The sequence below is a fragment of the Nocardiopsis sp. NPDC055824 genome (assembly GCF_053616335.1).
Map to the genome: position 1 here is coordinate 42,370 of NZ_JBSHDN010000003.1, position 13,999 is coordinate 56,368.

Genomic DNA, 13,999 nt, shown 5'->3' on the forward strand with positions numbered 1-13,999 from the left:
CGTTCTGCCGGGAATATTCGTTCGCAAGGGGGAAGGGAACACCCTTTGCAGGACGGTAGCACCATGGTTGGCCGCTGTCCCCGCTTTGCGAATGCAGGGACCCCCGGTCGGCCCGGTCCGGATCGGCGTCCCCGGGTGGGACGACGTCGCAATGCCCGCCTGATGCGCCCCCGTGGCCCGGACGCCGGGCAACGCATCGGGGCGCGGTCGGCGAAAGCCGCAAGTCCGATGATTTCCTTTTCCGGGAACTCCGGGCGGTTATCAGGTTCTCTCGGCGTCGGCCGCGAAGGCGAAACGACTTCCCCGCTCCTGAACCCGGCCCCGCGGGCGCCGCCCCGACAGCCGGTGGCCATCGCGCGACGCGGAGAAGGCCCCCGGGGGGGTGGTGCCGGGAACTCCGGGAAGCGCGCCGGGCCGCTCAGGTCCCGGTGAGGCTCACCCGTTCGAGGTAGGCGTCGCGGGAGGGGATCAGGTGGGCCCGGCACGTGCTCGCCAGAAGGTCGCGGTCCCCCTCGCGCAGCGCGTCCAGCATCCGTCCGTGCTCGTGCCGGCTGAGGCGCAGAGACTCCGTCGAGGTGACGGTGACCGAGCGGATGGCGTGGGCGACCCTGGCGTACCGGTTGATCGCCTCCATCAGGGCCTCGTTGTCGGACAGCGCGAACAGCTTGCGGTGGAACTCCATGTTCGCGGTCACCACGGCGCGCGGGTCGTTGGCCTCGACCGCGGCGTCGTGGCGCCGCTGGGCCTCGGCCAGGTCCTCCAGACGGGCGGGGTCGACGGGGAACTCGATGAGCTCGGCGGCCCGCACCTCCAGCAGGTCGCGCAGGACGTAGAGGTCCCTGACCTCCTTGGCCGTGAACGACCGGACGAAGGCCCCGGCGTTGGGCCGGCGCTCGACCACGCCCCGGGACTCCAGGACCTGGAGGGCCTGGCGCACGGCGTGCCTCTTGGCGTCGAAGCGCGCCATCAGCTCGTCCTCGACGAGGCGCTCGCGGGGGAAGCGGACCCCGATGACGATCTCCTCCTCGAGGAGGTCCGCCAGCCTCGCCCCGGTCATCCGGGAGGCGGTGGTGGCCTCGGCCGTCTCGGGCATCTGCGTGCTCCCTTCCCGGCCCCGTAGGCCTTCGCGCTGGTCCGCGTCCAACGGTACTTGCGCCGGGCACGCCTCCTGTGGTTCGCTCTGCGGTGTTCATCACACATATTATCGATAATGAGGGCAATAATGCAGGACGGACCTCCCGGGCTCCGGGGCAACCTCACCAACTACGGGGACAGCGGGTTCGCGCTCTTCCTCCGGAAGGCGTTCATCAAGGGCAGCGGGTACACCGACGACGCCCTGGACCGCACCGTCGTGGGCATCGTGGACACGGGCAGCGGCTTCAACCCCTGCCACGGCAACATGCCCCAGCTCATCGAGGCCGTGAAGCGGGGCGTCATGCTGGCGGGCGGCCTGCCGGTGGAGTTCCCCACCATCTCCGTGCACGAGGCGTTCTCCCAGCCCACGAGCATGTTCCTGCGCAACCTGATGTCGATGGACACCGAGGAGATGATCCGCGCCCTCCCCGTCGACGCGGTCGTCCTCATCGGCGGCTGCGACAAGACCGTGCCCGCCCAGCTCATGGGCGCGGCCTCGGCCGGGAAACCCGCCATCCAGCTCGTCACCGGGTCGATGCTGACCGGCTCGCACCGCGGCGTCCGGGTCGGTGCGTGCACCGACTGCCGCTCCTTCTGGGGCCGCTACCGGGCCGAGGAGATCGACGACGAGGAGATCGCCGAGGTCAACGGGCGGTTGGTGGGCAGCGTGGGCACGTGCTCGGTCGCGGGCACCGCCAGCACCATGGCGTGCGTGGCCGAGGCACTGGGCGTCTCCCTCCCGGGCAGCGCGACCCCGCCCGCCGTCACCGCGGACCGCACGCGCTACGCCGAGATGACCGGCACCCGCGCGGTGGAGATGGCCCGTGAGGGCCTGACCGTCGACAGGATCCTCACACGGGGCGCGTTCGAGAACGCCCTCCGGGTGCTCCTCGCCCTGGGCGGCTCCACCAACGGACTGGTGCACCTGGCCGCCGTGGCGGGCCGGCTCGGCTACTCGCTGGACCTGGAGCGGTTCGACGCCATGAGCAGGGAGACCCCGGTCCTGGTCGACCTCAAACCCGCCGGCGACCACTACATGGAGGACCTCCACCGAGCCGGGGGCGTCCCCAGGCTCCTGCTGGAACTGCGCGACCTGCTCAACACCGACGAGCTCACGGTCACCGGCCGCACCCTCGGAGAGGAGCTCGACCGGGCCCCGGCGCCCTTCCCGCAGGAGGTCGTCCGTACCCGCTCCGCCCCGGTCTACCCCGCCGGGGGCATCGCGGTGCTGCGCGGCAACCTCGCCCCCAACGGCGCGATCATCAAACAGGCCGCCGCCGACCCCGTCCTCATGGAGCACCGGGGGCGCGCGGTCGTCTTCGAGGACTCCGAGGACCTCGCGCGCCGCATCGACGACGAGGACCTGGACGTGACCCCCGACGACGTGCTGGTGCTGCGCGGCATCGGCCCGATCGGCGCCCCCGGCATGCCGGAGGCCGGATACATCCCCATCCCCCGCAAACTGGCCCGCCAGGGGGTGAAGGACATGGTCCGCGTCTCCGACGGCCGCATGTCAGGGACGGCGGCGGGCACGATCGTCCTCCACGTCTCGCCGGAGGCCGCCGCCGGAGGGCCCCTCGCCCTCGTCCGCGACGGCGACACGATCCGGCTCAGCGTCGAGGAGCGCCTCATCCACCTCGACGTCCCCGACGACGAACTCGCCGCACGCGCCCAGGAGGCCCCGCGCGCCGCGGCCGCCCCCCGGCCGGGACGCGGGTACCGCAAGCTGTACGTCGACCACGTCAACCAGGCCGAGCACGGGTGCGACTTCGACTTCCTGAGATCGGAGACCGACCGGGGCGCCGTCCCCGGCGCCCCCGCGGTCCCAGGGGCCGGCGGCGGAGGAGCGCATGTCTGAGACAGCCTGGATTCTGACCGCCTCGGTCCTGGCCGTGGTGCTCCTGCTCCTGCTCATCATCAGGTTCAGGTTCCAGCCCTTCGTCGCCCTGCTGGTCGCCGCGATCACCTTCGGCCTGGCGACCGGAACGGCCCCGCTCGACCTCGCCGAGCAGATCGTCGACCGCATGGGCGGGGCCCTGGGCCAGGTGGCCCTGATCATCGGGCTCGGCGCCATCTTCGGCGAGGTGCTGCAACGGGCGGGGGCAGCCGAGCGCCTGGCCACGACCCTGGTGGAGAGGGTCCCCGACCGCTACCTCTCCTGGGCCCTGGGCCTGGCCGGCTTCCTCGTCTCGATCGCCGTCTTCATCGACGTCGCGATCGTCATCCTCGTCCCCCTGCTCTACGCGATCGCGCGGCGTACGGGCCGCTCCCTGCTCTACTACGGCATCCCCCTGTGCGCCGGGCTGAGCGTCACCCACACCTTCATCCCGCCCACGCCGGGGCCGATCGCCACGGCGGGCATCCTGGGGGCGGACCTCGGCCTCGTCATCGTCTACGGCGTGGTCTGCGGCCTGCCCGCGATGGCGGTGGCGGGCCCGCTCTTCGGCCGGTTCGTCGCCAAGCGGATCTTCGTCCCGGTCCCCGCCGAGGCCGACGCCGTGAGCGTCACCGCCGGCAACGGGGCGGAGGGGGCGCGGAGCGGTTCCGGAGAGGGCCCGTCCGCCATCGGCGGGGCCGAGGACGGCGCGGCCGACCCGCTGCCGAGCTTCGGTTCCGTCCTCGGAGCCCTCCTGCTCCCCCTGGCCCTGATCCTGGGCGGAACCACCAGCAGCCTCCTGCTGCCCGAGGGCACCCAGGCCGCCACCGTTCTCGGATTCGTCGGCCACCCGGTGATCGCGCTCCTGCTCACCTGCCTGTACACCCTCTGGTTCTTCGGGGTGCGCAAGGGGCGCTCGGGCAAGGAGCTCCAGGAGATGGCGACCAAGGCCCTGGCGCCCGCGGGCGTGATCATCCTGATCACCGGCGCCGGCGGGGTGTTCGGCGGACTGCTTGTCGACTCGGGCCTCGGCGAGGTGCTGGCCGCGGGGATGCAGCAGATCAACATGCCGATCGTGCTCTTCGGCTTCCTCGCGGCCGCGGTCATCCGCGTCTCGCAGGGATCCGGGACCGTCGCCATGATCACCGGCGCGACGCTGACGGCGCCCCTGCTGGAGACGATCGGGGCGAGCCCGTCGCTCGCGGCGCTGACCTGTGTCGCCATCGCGTGCGGCGGAACGGCGTTCTCCCACGTGAACGACTCGGGCTTCTGGATGGCCAACCGCTATCTCGGGATGTCGGTCGGGGACACGCTCAGGTCGTGGACCGTGATGAAGACCCTGGTCGGACTGACGGGCCTCACCGTGGCGCTCGTCCTCACCCTGTTCGTCACCTGAGCCGCGGCCCCGGCGGAGGAGCGCCCGGAGGGCTCCTCCACCGGGACACGGGCCGCGGGCACCGGGTCCTCCCCGCCCCCTCGTGCGCGCCGGGCAGCGGACCGCGGCCGAATGAGCGGGGGAGCGCATGCGGCGTCCCGCCCGCGCCCTCTTCCCCGCACCGGAGGCAAGAAGGCGCGGGCCCGGGGAGTGTTTTTTTGGAGGCTTTCGGGTCGGCGAGCGGCCGTCCAGGCCATCTCTCGCAAGCCGATGTGCGAAGTTCAGCCTGGTTGTGCTTCACGAGCGCAGAGGCGCAGCGAGAGGCAGCCTGGTGGACGCGAGCCCGGAAGAATCCACAAAACACGACCTAGACTGAGCGGGTGTTCGGGAGAGTCCAGGGATGGTTGCGGCGGCACGAAACGCTCGTCGACGCGCTCTGTGTGGCCCCGTTCCTGGCGTGGTGCCTGATGAGGACACTCTCCTACGCCGGCCCGGACGACCCCGGCCATCTCACCGCGGCCGTCCGGATCGCCTTCACGCTCGTGCTGCTGCCCCTGGCGCTGCGGCGCAGGTATCCGGCGGGGGTCTTCGCGACCGTCGCCGCGGCGACCGTTCTGCAGCTGGCGTTCGGCGTCGACCTGTTCCTGGCCGAACTCGCCGTCGTCGCCGCCATGTACACGGTGGCCGCACACCGCCGCCTCGCGCCGGCGCTGGCCGCTCTGGCCGTGGTCGAGCTCTGCCTGCTGCTGATGATCGTGGGCTCCCCCTATGCGGACCGGGGCTCCTGGACCGTGTTCGTGTTCTACACGTTCTTCATCATGCTCTGCTGGGTCACCGGCCTCTACACGAACGTGCGCCGCAGCCACCTCATCGGCCTGGAGGAGCGCGCGCAGTGGCTCGAGCGCGAGCGCGACGCCCGTGCCCGGGCGGCCATCGCCGAGGAGCGCGCGCGTATCGCCCGGGAGCTGCACGACGTGGTGGCCCACAACGTGAGTGTGATGGTGGTGCAGGCCGACGGCGCCGCATACGCGATCGATGACGATCCCGCGCGGGCCAGGACCGCGATGGAGACCGTTTCCGAGGTGGGCCGGACGGCCCTGTCCGAGATGCGCGGCATCCTCGGGGTGCTCCGCGAGGGGGAACACGAGGAGGGGTTCACACCCCGGCCCGGTGTGGAGCAGTTGGACCAGTTGTTCGCCCAGGTCCGCCGTGCCGGGCTGCAGGTGGAGTACACCGTGGACGGCCCCGTCCGGCGGCTGTCGGCAGGGGCGGGGCTCGTCGTCCACCGGGTGGTGCAGGAGGCGCTGACCAACACCCTCAAGCACGCCGGACCCGGGACGGTCCGCGCCAAGGTACGCCTGCGCTTCGGGGACGACGCCCTGGGGGTCCGGATCCTCGACGACGGGCGCGGCGCGTCCGTGCCGGCGGGGGCGGGCCCCGGGGAGGGGCGCGGTCTGACCGGTATGCGGGAGCGGGTGTCCGTGTACGGGGGCTCCCTGCGCGCCGGGCCGTGCCCGGACGGGGGATACGAGGTCGTGGCATCGCTGCCGATGCGGGCGATCACCACGTGAGTGAACCGGAAGGGAACGCACCTGTGGGCACACCGCCCCGAGACCGGCGCCCGGAGGCGATCCGCGTCGTCCTCGTGGACGACCAGGAACTGGTCAGAACGGGTTTCGGCATGGTCCTGGACGCCCAACCCGACATCCGGGTCGTCGGTGAGGCCGGCGACGGGCACACCGCGCTCGAACTCCTGCGCACCCTCACAGCCGACGTCGCACTCGTCGACGTCCGCATGCCCGGTATGGACGGCATCGAGGCCACACGCCGCATCTGCGCCGACGGCGGAGGGCCGCGGGTCCTGATCCTGACCACCTTCGACATGGACGAGTACGCCTACGCGGCCCTGAGGGCCGGGGCGAGCGGTTTCCTGCTCAAGGACGCCCGGACGCAGGACCTGCTGTCGGCGATCCGCTCCATCCACTCCGGCGACGCGGTGGTCGCCCCCAGCACGACGCGGCGCCTCCTCGACCGTTTCGCGGGCCACCTGCCCACCGGTGACGGGAGGCCGCCCGCCCCCGAGTCCCTCGGCGTGCTGACCCCGCGCGAGAGGGAGGTGCTCGCCCTGGTGGCCCGCGCGCTGTCGAACACCGAGATAGCCGACCGGCTGCACGTGTCCGAGGCCACGGTCAAGACGCACGTGGGGCGGATCCTGACCAAGCTCGGCCTGCGCGACCGCGTCCAGGCGGTGGTCCTCGCCTACGAGACCGGTCTGGTCGACGTGCCCCGGTCCTGAGACGCCCGCGCCTCCCCGGAGCCGGCGGGAGTGCCCTCGGTACACCGCCCGCCCCGGGGCCGCCCCCCGACCTTCGACACGGGTGCGCCTGCCACCTGAGGACCAGGGCGGCGCCCCGGTCCTCCTGGAGGATGACGGAAAAGGTCATCCTCCGGCGAGATGTCCGGAGACCGCCCCGCGGACATGCTGGACCTGTGTCTCACATGATCACGACCCATGACCTGGGCAAGACGTACGGCGACCGAACGGTGGTCGCGAACCTGGACCTGCGCGTGCCCGAAGGGTGCGTGTACGGCTTCCTCGGCCCCAACGGGTCGGGGAAGACCACCACGATGAAGATGCTCCTGTCCCTGGTGCGCCCCACCACGGGCGAGATCCGCATCATGGGCCGCCCCATGGAGCGTTCCACCCGCCGCGAACTGCTGGGCCACATCGGTGCGCTCATCGAGACCCCGCCCTCGTACGAGCACCTCACGGGCCGGGAGAACATGCGCCTGGTGAAGCGGCTCCTGGATCTCGACGAGGGCCGGACCACCCGGGCGGTGCGGACCGTGCGCCTGCAGGACCACCTCGACAAGCGGGTCCGCGACTACTCGCTCGGCATGAGGCAGCGGCTGGGCATCGCGATGGCCCTGGCCCGCGAACCCCGGCTGCTGATCCTCGACGAACCCACCAACGGCCTCGACCCCGCCGGTATCGAGGAGATCCGCCGCCTCCTCGCACAGCTGGCCGAGAACGGGACCACCGTGATGGTCTCCAGCCACCTGCTGGGCGAGATCGACCGGACGGCCACCGTGCTCGGCATCCTCGGCGAGGGCCGCATGCTCTTCCAGGGCACGCGCGACCAGCTCCTCGCGAGGTCCACCCCCGACGTGCTGATCGACACCCCCGAACCCGAGCGGGCGACCGCGCTCACCGCCCGGTGGAGCGCGTACCGGGACGGCCCCGCCGTGCGCCTGCCCGGACTCGACCGGACGGGCACGGCTCGCGTGGTGGCCCATCTCGTGCACGAGCGCGTCGACGTCCACGGCGTGCGCCGCGACGCCCAGTCCCTCGAGGACGTCTTCATGGACCTCACCGGAGGGCGGGGCCTGTGATCGGTCGTGCCGTGGCGAACGAGTTCGCCAAGATGCGCCGCCTGCGCGTCGTGCCCGTGGCGGCCGCCATGACGGTCGGTGTCGTCGCACTGTCCTGCTACGCCCTCGCGGCGCCGGGTTTCCCGGAGTCGGTGGACGACCCCGCCGAGCGGCCCTGGCAGTGGCTGCTCGGAAGCATGGCACTGGCGGTGCTGCTGGTCTCGCCCGTCCTGCTGGCGGTGCTGGCCAGTCGACAGGTCGACATCGAGCACCGGGGAGGCGGCTGGCTGCTCTCCCAGACCTCGGGGCTCACCCCCGGGGCCCTGTGCCGGGCCAAGTTCGCGGCCTCCGGCGCGGTCGTGGTCGCGGCCACCCTGGCCCAGAGCGGCCTGGTGGCCGCCATCGGCGGGCTGGCAGGCATCACGGTGACCTTTCCGGTCGGGCAGTGGCTCGGGTACACCGCCTCGGCCGTCGTCGTGAACCTGGTGCTCTTCGCACTCCACCTCTGGCTGGCGGCACGGACCGCCAACCAGCTCGTGGGGCTCGGGGCCGGGGTGCTGGGCGTGTTCGCGGCCGTCTCCGGTACGGGGATGTCCACAGGGGTCGCCCACTTCCTCCCCCCGTGGGGGTACTACGCGCTGTCCGTGCCCGTCGACGTCCGCGAGGCCGGCGTGGTCTCCCTGGACCCGCCGTACCTGAGCGTGGCCGCCCTCGGGGTCGCGGGCGGGGCCCTGTTCCTGTTCGCCACCCGCCTGTTCGACCGTCGGGAGGTCTGAGCCATGGGTTCGGTCCGAGCCGAGTTCCTCAAGTTGAGGCGTTCCATGAGCTGGGTCGTGGTGGTGCTCCTGCCGCTGACGGCCGTCGTCGCGGGAGCGGTCAACACCGTCGTCGCCGGTGAGCCGCTCGAAGACCACTGGCACACCCTGTGGTTGCGGGCGGTGGTCTTCTACGGCCTGTTCCCCCTGGTCCTCGGCGTGGCCGTCCTGGCCTCGCTGGTCTGGCGCGTCGAGCACCGCGGCGGCAACTGGAACGCGCTCATGGGCCGCCAGGTGTCGAGTCTCCACGTGGTGGTCGGCAAGACGGCGGTGCTGGCCGCGCTCGCCGCGGCCATGCAGGCTGTGCTGGTGGTGGGCATCGTCGTGGTCGGCAAGCTGGTGTTCGCGCTCCCCGGCACCCTGCCGCCCGAGTACTTCCTGGTCAGCGCCGTCATCGTGCTGGCGTGCCTGCCGGTGGCGGCCTTCCAGTCCGGCCTGTCGATGCTCATGAGGTCCTTCGCCGCTCCCATCGCCGTGGCCCTCCTGGCGTCGGCCGCGGGGATGCTGCTGTGGATGACCCGCATCGAGGCCCTGGCGCTGCTCCTGCCCCACGGTCTGGTCGGCCGGGCCACGCAGATGGGGACGGGGATGCTCGCGGACAGCGGGACCGTCACGGCCGGTGCGGTGACCTCCGTCGTCGTGATCGCCCTCGGTCTCACAGCGGTGGTGACCCTGGGTACCGCAGCCGTTCTGGACCGGCGCGACATCCGCTGACCGGGGGCCGCCCGGCGGGGGTGATCCCGCGCCGGGCGTTCCGGGGGAGGGGACGGCACGACGACGGTTCCGCCGGTCCTGGCTCCCAGATCCGCGCCCGACCTCGTACGGTCATCCCACGGACGCGTAGATCACCGTCCAGTGGTCCCGCTCGGCGTCGTGCAGCATCTCGCTCTGGAAGGTCTGCCACCCCCGTGTCGGGTGGAACAGGTGCTTGACGGCGGAGTGCCCCACCCCGACCTCCCCCCGGGCCCAGAAGGACCGGAAATCGGCGCTGGTCGCCGAGAGTTCCGCGTGCAGGGACCTCAGGTACCCGTCGTCGGGGTAGCGGCCCATCGCCGAGCGCAGCTCCGCCGTGGCCCATCGGGCGTACCGGTGCGCCCCCTCCTCACCGAGGACATGGCGGGCGTGGGAGGTGAAGCCCTGGTGGACGATGTTGCGCCGGAAACGGCCTTCGCCGGAGAGCGGGCCGAGAAGCTCGGCCGCGGCCGCGTTGCGCGCCATCACGTCCAGGCGGCCGTCGTGAACGGTGACCGGGACGGTGCCGTCGAGGCTGCGCAGCAGCTGGAGCAGGCCCGGCCGGATCTCGCTGCCCGGCGCGAGCGGCTCGGGCGGCAGCTCACCGGCGAGCCGGAACAGGTGGCCGCGCTCGCCGGCGGTGAGACCGAGGACCTGAGCCAGGGCGGTGAGCACCTCGCGGGAGGGGCGGGGCGCCCGCCCCTGTTCGAGGCGGGTGTAGTACTCGACGGAGATCCCGGCGCTCTCGGCCAGTTCCTGCCGTCTCAGCCCGGGGACCCGGCGCCGTGAGGCCGGCACGACGGCCGACGGCTCGGAGGGGACCAGCATGGCCCGCCGACCACGCAGGAACTCCCCTAAGTCTGTTCTCAGCCGGGTTGGCATGCCCACGATGATACCGGGGCGCTCCGCACGATCCCCGCCGTTCTCCCGCCCACGGCGCTTCCCTGACTGGCCCTGCCAGTACCAGGCCCGACGGAGTCTTCCCCGCCTGTCGGGGTTCCCTCACAGTGGTCCTCGAACGCCCGACACAGGTGTTCGACCACCACACCACTACCATCCGAGGACTCTTCACATGCCCACGAACCGCGTCGCTTTGATCACCGGGGCCAACCAGGGCATGGGCAGGCACGTGGCCGGGGAACTGGTCTCCGACGGGGTCGCCGTGTTCCTCGGCTCCCGCGATCTCGCCCGCGGCGAGGCGGCGGCCGCCGAGATCGGCGACGGCGCCACCGCACTCCAGCTCGACGTGACCGACGCGAGGTCCGTCACCGCGGCCGCCGAGAGGATCGAGAAGGAGGCCGGACGGCTCGACCTCCTCGTCAACAACGCCGCCGTCTCCTCCACCCGTACCGGCCTCACCATGGCTCAGCTCCGGGCCACGGCCCGGCCGAGCACGGTCTCGCTCGACGAGGTGCGGGCGGTCTGGGAGGTGAACGTCTTCGGCCCGCTCGCGGTCTTCCAGGCCGTGCTGCCGCTGCTTCGCGCCTCCTCCGACGCACGCGTCGTGAACGTCACGAGCGCGATGGGTTCGCTGACCACCATGGGGGATCCGGCCTTCCCGTTCCACCGTGCCTTCGAACCGGTCTACTCCGCGTCCAAGACAGCGCTCAACGCCGTGACGCTGGCCATGATGGTCGAGCTCGAAGAGACCGACGTCAAGGTCAACCTCGTCTCGCCGGGGTTCGCGAACACCGCACTGGTCGAGTTCGAGGGGACGGAGACGGTCGGGGACGCTGCCCGGGAGGTGGTGCGGGTGGCCCGCCTCGGCCCCGACGGGCCGAGCGGCACCTTCACCTCCTGGGAGGGTGTGGACATCCCCTGGTGACCACCACCGGCAGCCGCCGTTCAGCCGTGCCGGGGATCCGGACAGGCAGATCCCAGGAGGTGGGCGCGCTCGGGGGCTGCCGTGGTGTCACCGTGGCCTCGGGCGGGGACTGCCGCCGCGTCCTGTGGCGACGCTCCTCGGTCCGGCGGCCTCGCGGATGTCCGTGGCTCCGGGGGAATCGGGCTCACGGGGTCGGACTACGACCGGGAGGACGGCGGTTCCTCCCGTGCCCCGGTGGTGCGGACCGGGCGGCCCGCCCCGCGGTAGGTCAGTGTGCGCAGCAGGACCTCGGCGGGTCCGCGCTTGCCCGCCCGGTCGAGCAGGTACGCCGCGAGGACGGTCAGCAGCCAGGTGCCCGCGGCCACCAGGACCGCCGACCAGCTGGACAGGTGCACCCCCAGGCCGAGCCCCCACGCCGCCAGGAAGGGTGCGAAGACCACCGACTGGGCGAGGTAGCCGCTCAGGGAGCGCCGTCCCAGGGCCACCAGGCCCCGGACCGGCAGGGACGGCCCGCCCCTTCTGCCGGCGAGGCGGTGGGCGAGCAGGCCGAAGAGCGCGGCGTAGCCCACCCCGGTGAAGATCCCGGTGTAGAAGTGCACCGAGGCCACCGCCGGGCCGTACACCGGGTCCAGGACCCCCACGTGCTGCAGGCCCAGCACCAGCCCGGGGACCCACCCGGCGGCGATGCCCCACACGGCCACCCGGCGCAGCAGGGGCAGGTGGCGCTGCGGCTCCTCCAGGAACCGGTGCCGCGCCGCGAGCAGGCCGATCAGGAACACCGTGGGCAGGGCCAGGGAGAGCAGGCCCGAGCCGAGCCCGAAGACCCAGGTGGGCAGGCGCACCGCGGCCGAGAGCAGGTAGCCGGTCTCGGCGATGCTGGCCCTTTGCACGGCGGCCGCGTCCACCCCGGGCGCGCCCGCCGGCGCGGCCATGGCACCGAGCACCGACAGGGCGGTGAACAGGGCGCCGGCCGCGAGCAGGACGGCGGTCCAGACCTTGAGGGTGCGGTCGGTGCGGTGCAGGAACAGCGGCACCATGAGCAGGCCGATGAGGCCGTAGGTGCCGATGATGTCGCCCTGCCACAGCAGGAGGGCGTGCACGGCGCCCAGGGCGAGCATCCACAGGTGGCGTGTGCGCAGGATCCTGCGGGCGTCCTCGTCCCGGGTTCCGTGGGCTTTCTGGCGGGCGTACATCTGCCCGATGCCGTAGGCGAACAGGAACCCGAACATGGTGTGGGTGCGGGCGTCCACCACGACCAGGGACGCGACCTGCGCGATCCGGTCGGCGAGGTTGCCCTGGTCGGGGTGGAGCATGGCCAGGCCCGAGGGGGCGTCGTAGATGAACCACGGCACATGGGCCAGCGCGATCAGCAGCAGCATCATGCCGCGGGCCAGGTCCGGGGCCAGGGCCCGTTCGGTGAGGGGGGTCGAACGCACCGGGGTCCCGGTGCCGGGGGTGGAGGGCGGACCCTCGGTACGGTGGGTCGTCATGCGGGTGGGCTCCCGGCTGTCTTCTCTGGTGATCGGTGGGTCGGGTCGCGCGGCCTGTCGTGACCACGCGGGGATCGCGCGGACTCCGCCCGAGGACATGACGCCACCCTCCTCCACCTGCACCGTTCTCCGGCAGTGGGACCGTGTCACCGTTCTCCCGTGACTTTTGCACGGGTGAACCCATGACACGGTGTCACTGGTGGAGGCGCCGGGGCTGCCGCCGACACAGGGGCCGGTCCTCCCGGCCGACCGGCTGTCGTGCCGGAGCCGGTGGTGCACGGCGCGACCGACTTTTCCGGGCGCACGCCGAATCCTTTCGGTGGCCCCGCACCTCCTATACATGTGCCGACAGACGTCGGAACGGGACCAGGAGGCCTTCATGATCACAGGTATCGCCGTCGCCGTCGGGGCCGTGCTGCTCTGCACGTGCAGCTACGTCGTCATCCGCAAGCGCGGGAGAGCCCGTGGCTGACCCGTCCTGGCCCGGTGAGCAGCTGGTCGTCGCCGCCCAGCGCGGTGACGCCGAGGCGATCAGCGCGCTGGTGTCGGGTTCGCATCCGAACGTGCGGAGGTTCGCCCGCTCGCTCTGCGCCACCCCCGAGGACGCCGAGGATGCGGCGCAGGAAGCCCTGATCATCCTCTACCGCAAGATCGGGATGCTGCGGGCCTCCGGTGCGCTGGCGTCGTGGATGTTCCGCATCGTCCGCAACGAGTGCCTGCGGCGCGCACGGACACTGCGGACCCACGCGCCTCTGCCGGACGCGGCCGTGCACTCGGCCGAGGAGGTGGTCCTGCAGCGCATCGAGGCGGGCGAGGTGGCGGAGGCCATCGCCGCTCTTCCGGCCGAGCAGCGCGGCGTGCTCATCATGCGGGACATCCAGGGCTACAGCGGTCGCATGGTCGCCGAAGCGCTCGGTCTCAGCACCGCCGCGATGAAATCCCGGCTGCACCGCGCCCGCACCGCGGTCCAGCAGGCACTCCGCGCCACACCCGAACCTGAATCCGGAGACTCCCATGAGGACGTCCAGAGCCGACGGCCCTGACTTCGCGAGCTCGTCCCTGCCCCGCCACCTGGTTCGGGGGGTGGTCGGCTTCGGCAGCCTGATCGGCTCGGTCGCGCTGATCCCGGTCCTCGGCCCGGGCTGTCTGCTGCTCCTGCCTGTGGGCGTGCTGGCACTGCGCGGCTGTCCGACGTGTTGGACCATCGGCCTGATCCAGACCGTCTCGCGGGGGCGCCTGCAACGCACTTGCGAGGACGGCCGGTGCACGCTGACCCTCCCGGGGCGGGACCATGAGGAGCGCCCGACCGCGCCGGCGCCGCTGTAGCGGAGCCGGGCCCGGTGCTTGTGCCCGGGACACTGCGTCCGCCGAGGTCACCCC

General features: G+C 72.2%; 13 protein-coding genes. 10 read left to right on the plus strand and 3 right to left on the minus strand.

The annotated features are described in order from the left end of the window. Positions 1 to 418: 418 nt before the first annotated feature. Entirely contained in the window at positions 419 to 1,093 is a 675-nt protein-coding gene (locus tag ACWGL3_RS01590; RefSeq protein WP_452460660.1) for a GntR family transcriptional regulator, read from the minus strand. Between the two features lie 129 nt (positions 1,094 to 1,222). Here ACWGL3_RS01590 and ACWGL3_RS01595 point away from each other — a divergent pair, with 129 nt between their 5' ends. From ACWGL3_RS01595 to ACWGL3_RS01625, 7 genes are all read left to right on the plus strand, one after another. Then, positions 1,223 to 2,992: an IlvD/Edd family dehydratase gene (locus tag ACWGL3_RS01595; protein ID WP_267945169.1), complete on the plus strand. Its 1,770-nt coding sequence runs from the start codon at positions 1,223 to 1,225 to the stop codon at positions 2,990 to 2,992. Next, a complete protein-coding gene (locus ACWGL3_RS01600) occupies positions 2,985 to 4,406 on the plus strand; it encodes a GntP family permease (RefSeq protein WP_267945168.1) in 1,422 nt (473 codons plus the stop codon). Before ACWGL3_RS01595 ends, ACWGL3_RS01600 begins: the two co-directional genes overlap by 8 nt. Before the next feature lie 359 nt (positions 4,407 to 4,765). After that, complete coding sequence (locus tag ACWGL3_RS01605) at positions 4,766 to 5,956, plus strand: sensor histidine kinase (RefSeq protein ID WP_452460661.1); 1,191 nt, start codon at positions 4,766 to 4,768, stop codon at positions 5,954 to 5,956. Positions 5,957 to 5,979: 23 nt separating this feature from the next. Continuing rightward, positions 5,980 to 6,681, plus strand: coding sequence for a response regulator (locus tag ACWGL3_RS01610; RefSeq protein ID WP_267945166.1), 702 nt, complete (start codon positions 5,980 to 5,982; stop codon positions 6,679 to 6,681). 194 nt (positions 6,682 to 6,875) lie between these two features. Beyond that, a complete protein-coding gene (locus tag ACWGL3_RS01615; protein ID WP_452460662.1) occupies positions 6,876 to 7,778 on the plus strand; it encodes an ABC transporter ATP-binding protein in 903 nt (300 codons plus the stop codon). Next, a complete protein-coding gene (locus tag ACWGL3_RS01620; protein ID WP_267945164.1) occupies positions 7,775 to 8,533 on the plus strand; it encodes an ABC transporter permease in 759 nt (252 codons plus the stop codon). The genes ACWGL3_RS01615 and ACWGL3_RS01620 overlap by 4 nt, the downstream gene beginning before the upstream one ends. Before the next feature lie 3 nt (positions 8,534 to 8,536). Next, positions 8,537 to 9,286, plus strand: coding sequence for an ABC transporter permease (locus ACWGL3_RS01625; protein WP_267945163.1), 750 nt, complete (start codon positions 8,537 to 8,539; stop codon positions 9,284 to 9,286). 111 nt (positions 9,287 to 9,397) lie between these two features. Here the strand turns inward: ACWGL3_RS01625 and ACWGL3_RS01630 are convergent, their stop codons facing one another. Next, positions 9,398 to 10,186 carry a helix-turn-helix domain-containing protein gene (locus ACWGL3_RS01630; protein WP_452460663.1) on the minus strand — a complete coding sequence of 263 codons (789 nt, stop codon included), beginning with the start codon at positions 10,184 to 10,186 and terminating at the stop codon, positions 9,398 to 9,400. A gap of 190 nt (positions 10,187 to 10,376) precedes the next feature. Here ACWGL3_RS01630 and ACWGL3_RS01635 point away from each other — a divergent pair, with 190 nt between their 5' ends. Beyond that, positions 10,377 to 11,129, plus strand: coding sequence for an SDR family NAD(P)-dependent oxidoreductase (locus ACWGL3_RS01635; protein WP_452460664.1), 753 nt, complete (start codon positions 10,377 to 10,379; stop codon positions 11,127 to 11,129). Between the two features lie 197 nt (positions 11,130 to 11,326). On the opposite strand, the gene ACWGL3_RS01640 is transcribed toward ACWGL3_RS01635, so the two are convergent. Continuing rightward, positions 11,327 to 12,619: a DUF418 domain-containing protein gene (locus tag ACWGL3_RS01640; protein WP_452460665.1), complete on the minus strand. Its 1,293-nt coding sequence runs from the start codon at positions 12,617 to 12,619 to the stop codon at positions 11,327 to 11,329. Positions 12,620 to 13,083: 464 nt separating this feature from the next. On the opposite strand from ACWGL3_RS01640, the gene ACWGL3_RS01645 reads away from it, so the two are divergent. Both ACWGL3_RS01645 and ACWGL3_RS01650 read left to right on the plus strand, forming a co-directional pair. Then, complete coding sequence (locus ACWGL3_RS01645) at positions 13,084 to 13,662, plus strand: RNA polymerase sigma factor (protein WP_452460666.1); 579 nt, start codon at positions 13,084 to 13,086, stop codon at positions 13,660 to 13,662. Then, positions 13,634 to 13,945: a hypothetical protein gene (locus ACWGL3_RS01650; RefSeq protein WP_267945158.1), complete on the plus strand. Its 312-nt coding sequence runs from the start codon at positions 13,634 to 13,636 to the stop codon at positions 13,943 to 13,945. Before ACWGL3_RS01645 ends, ACWGL3_RS01650 begins: the two co-directional genes overlap by 29 nt. Positions 13,946 to 13,999: the final 54 nt, after the last annotated feature.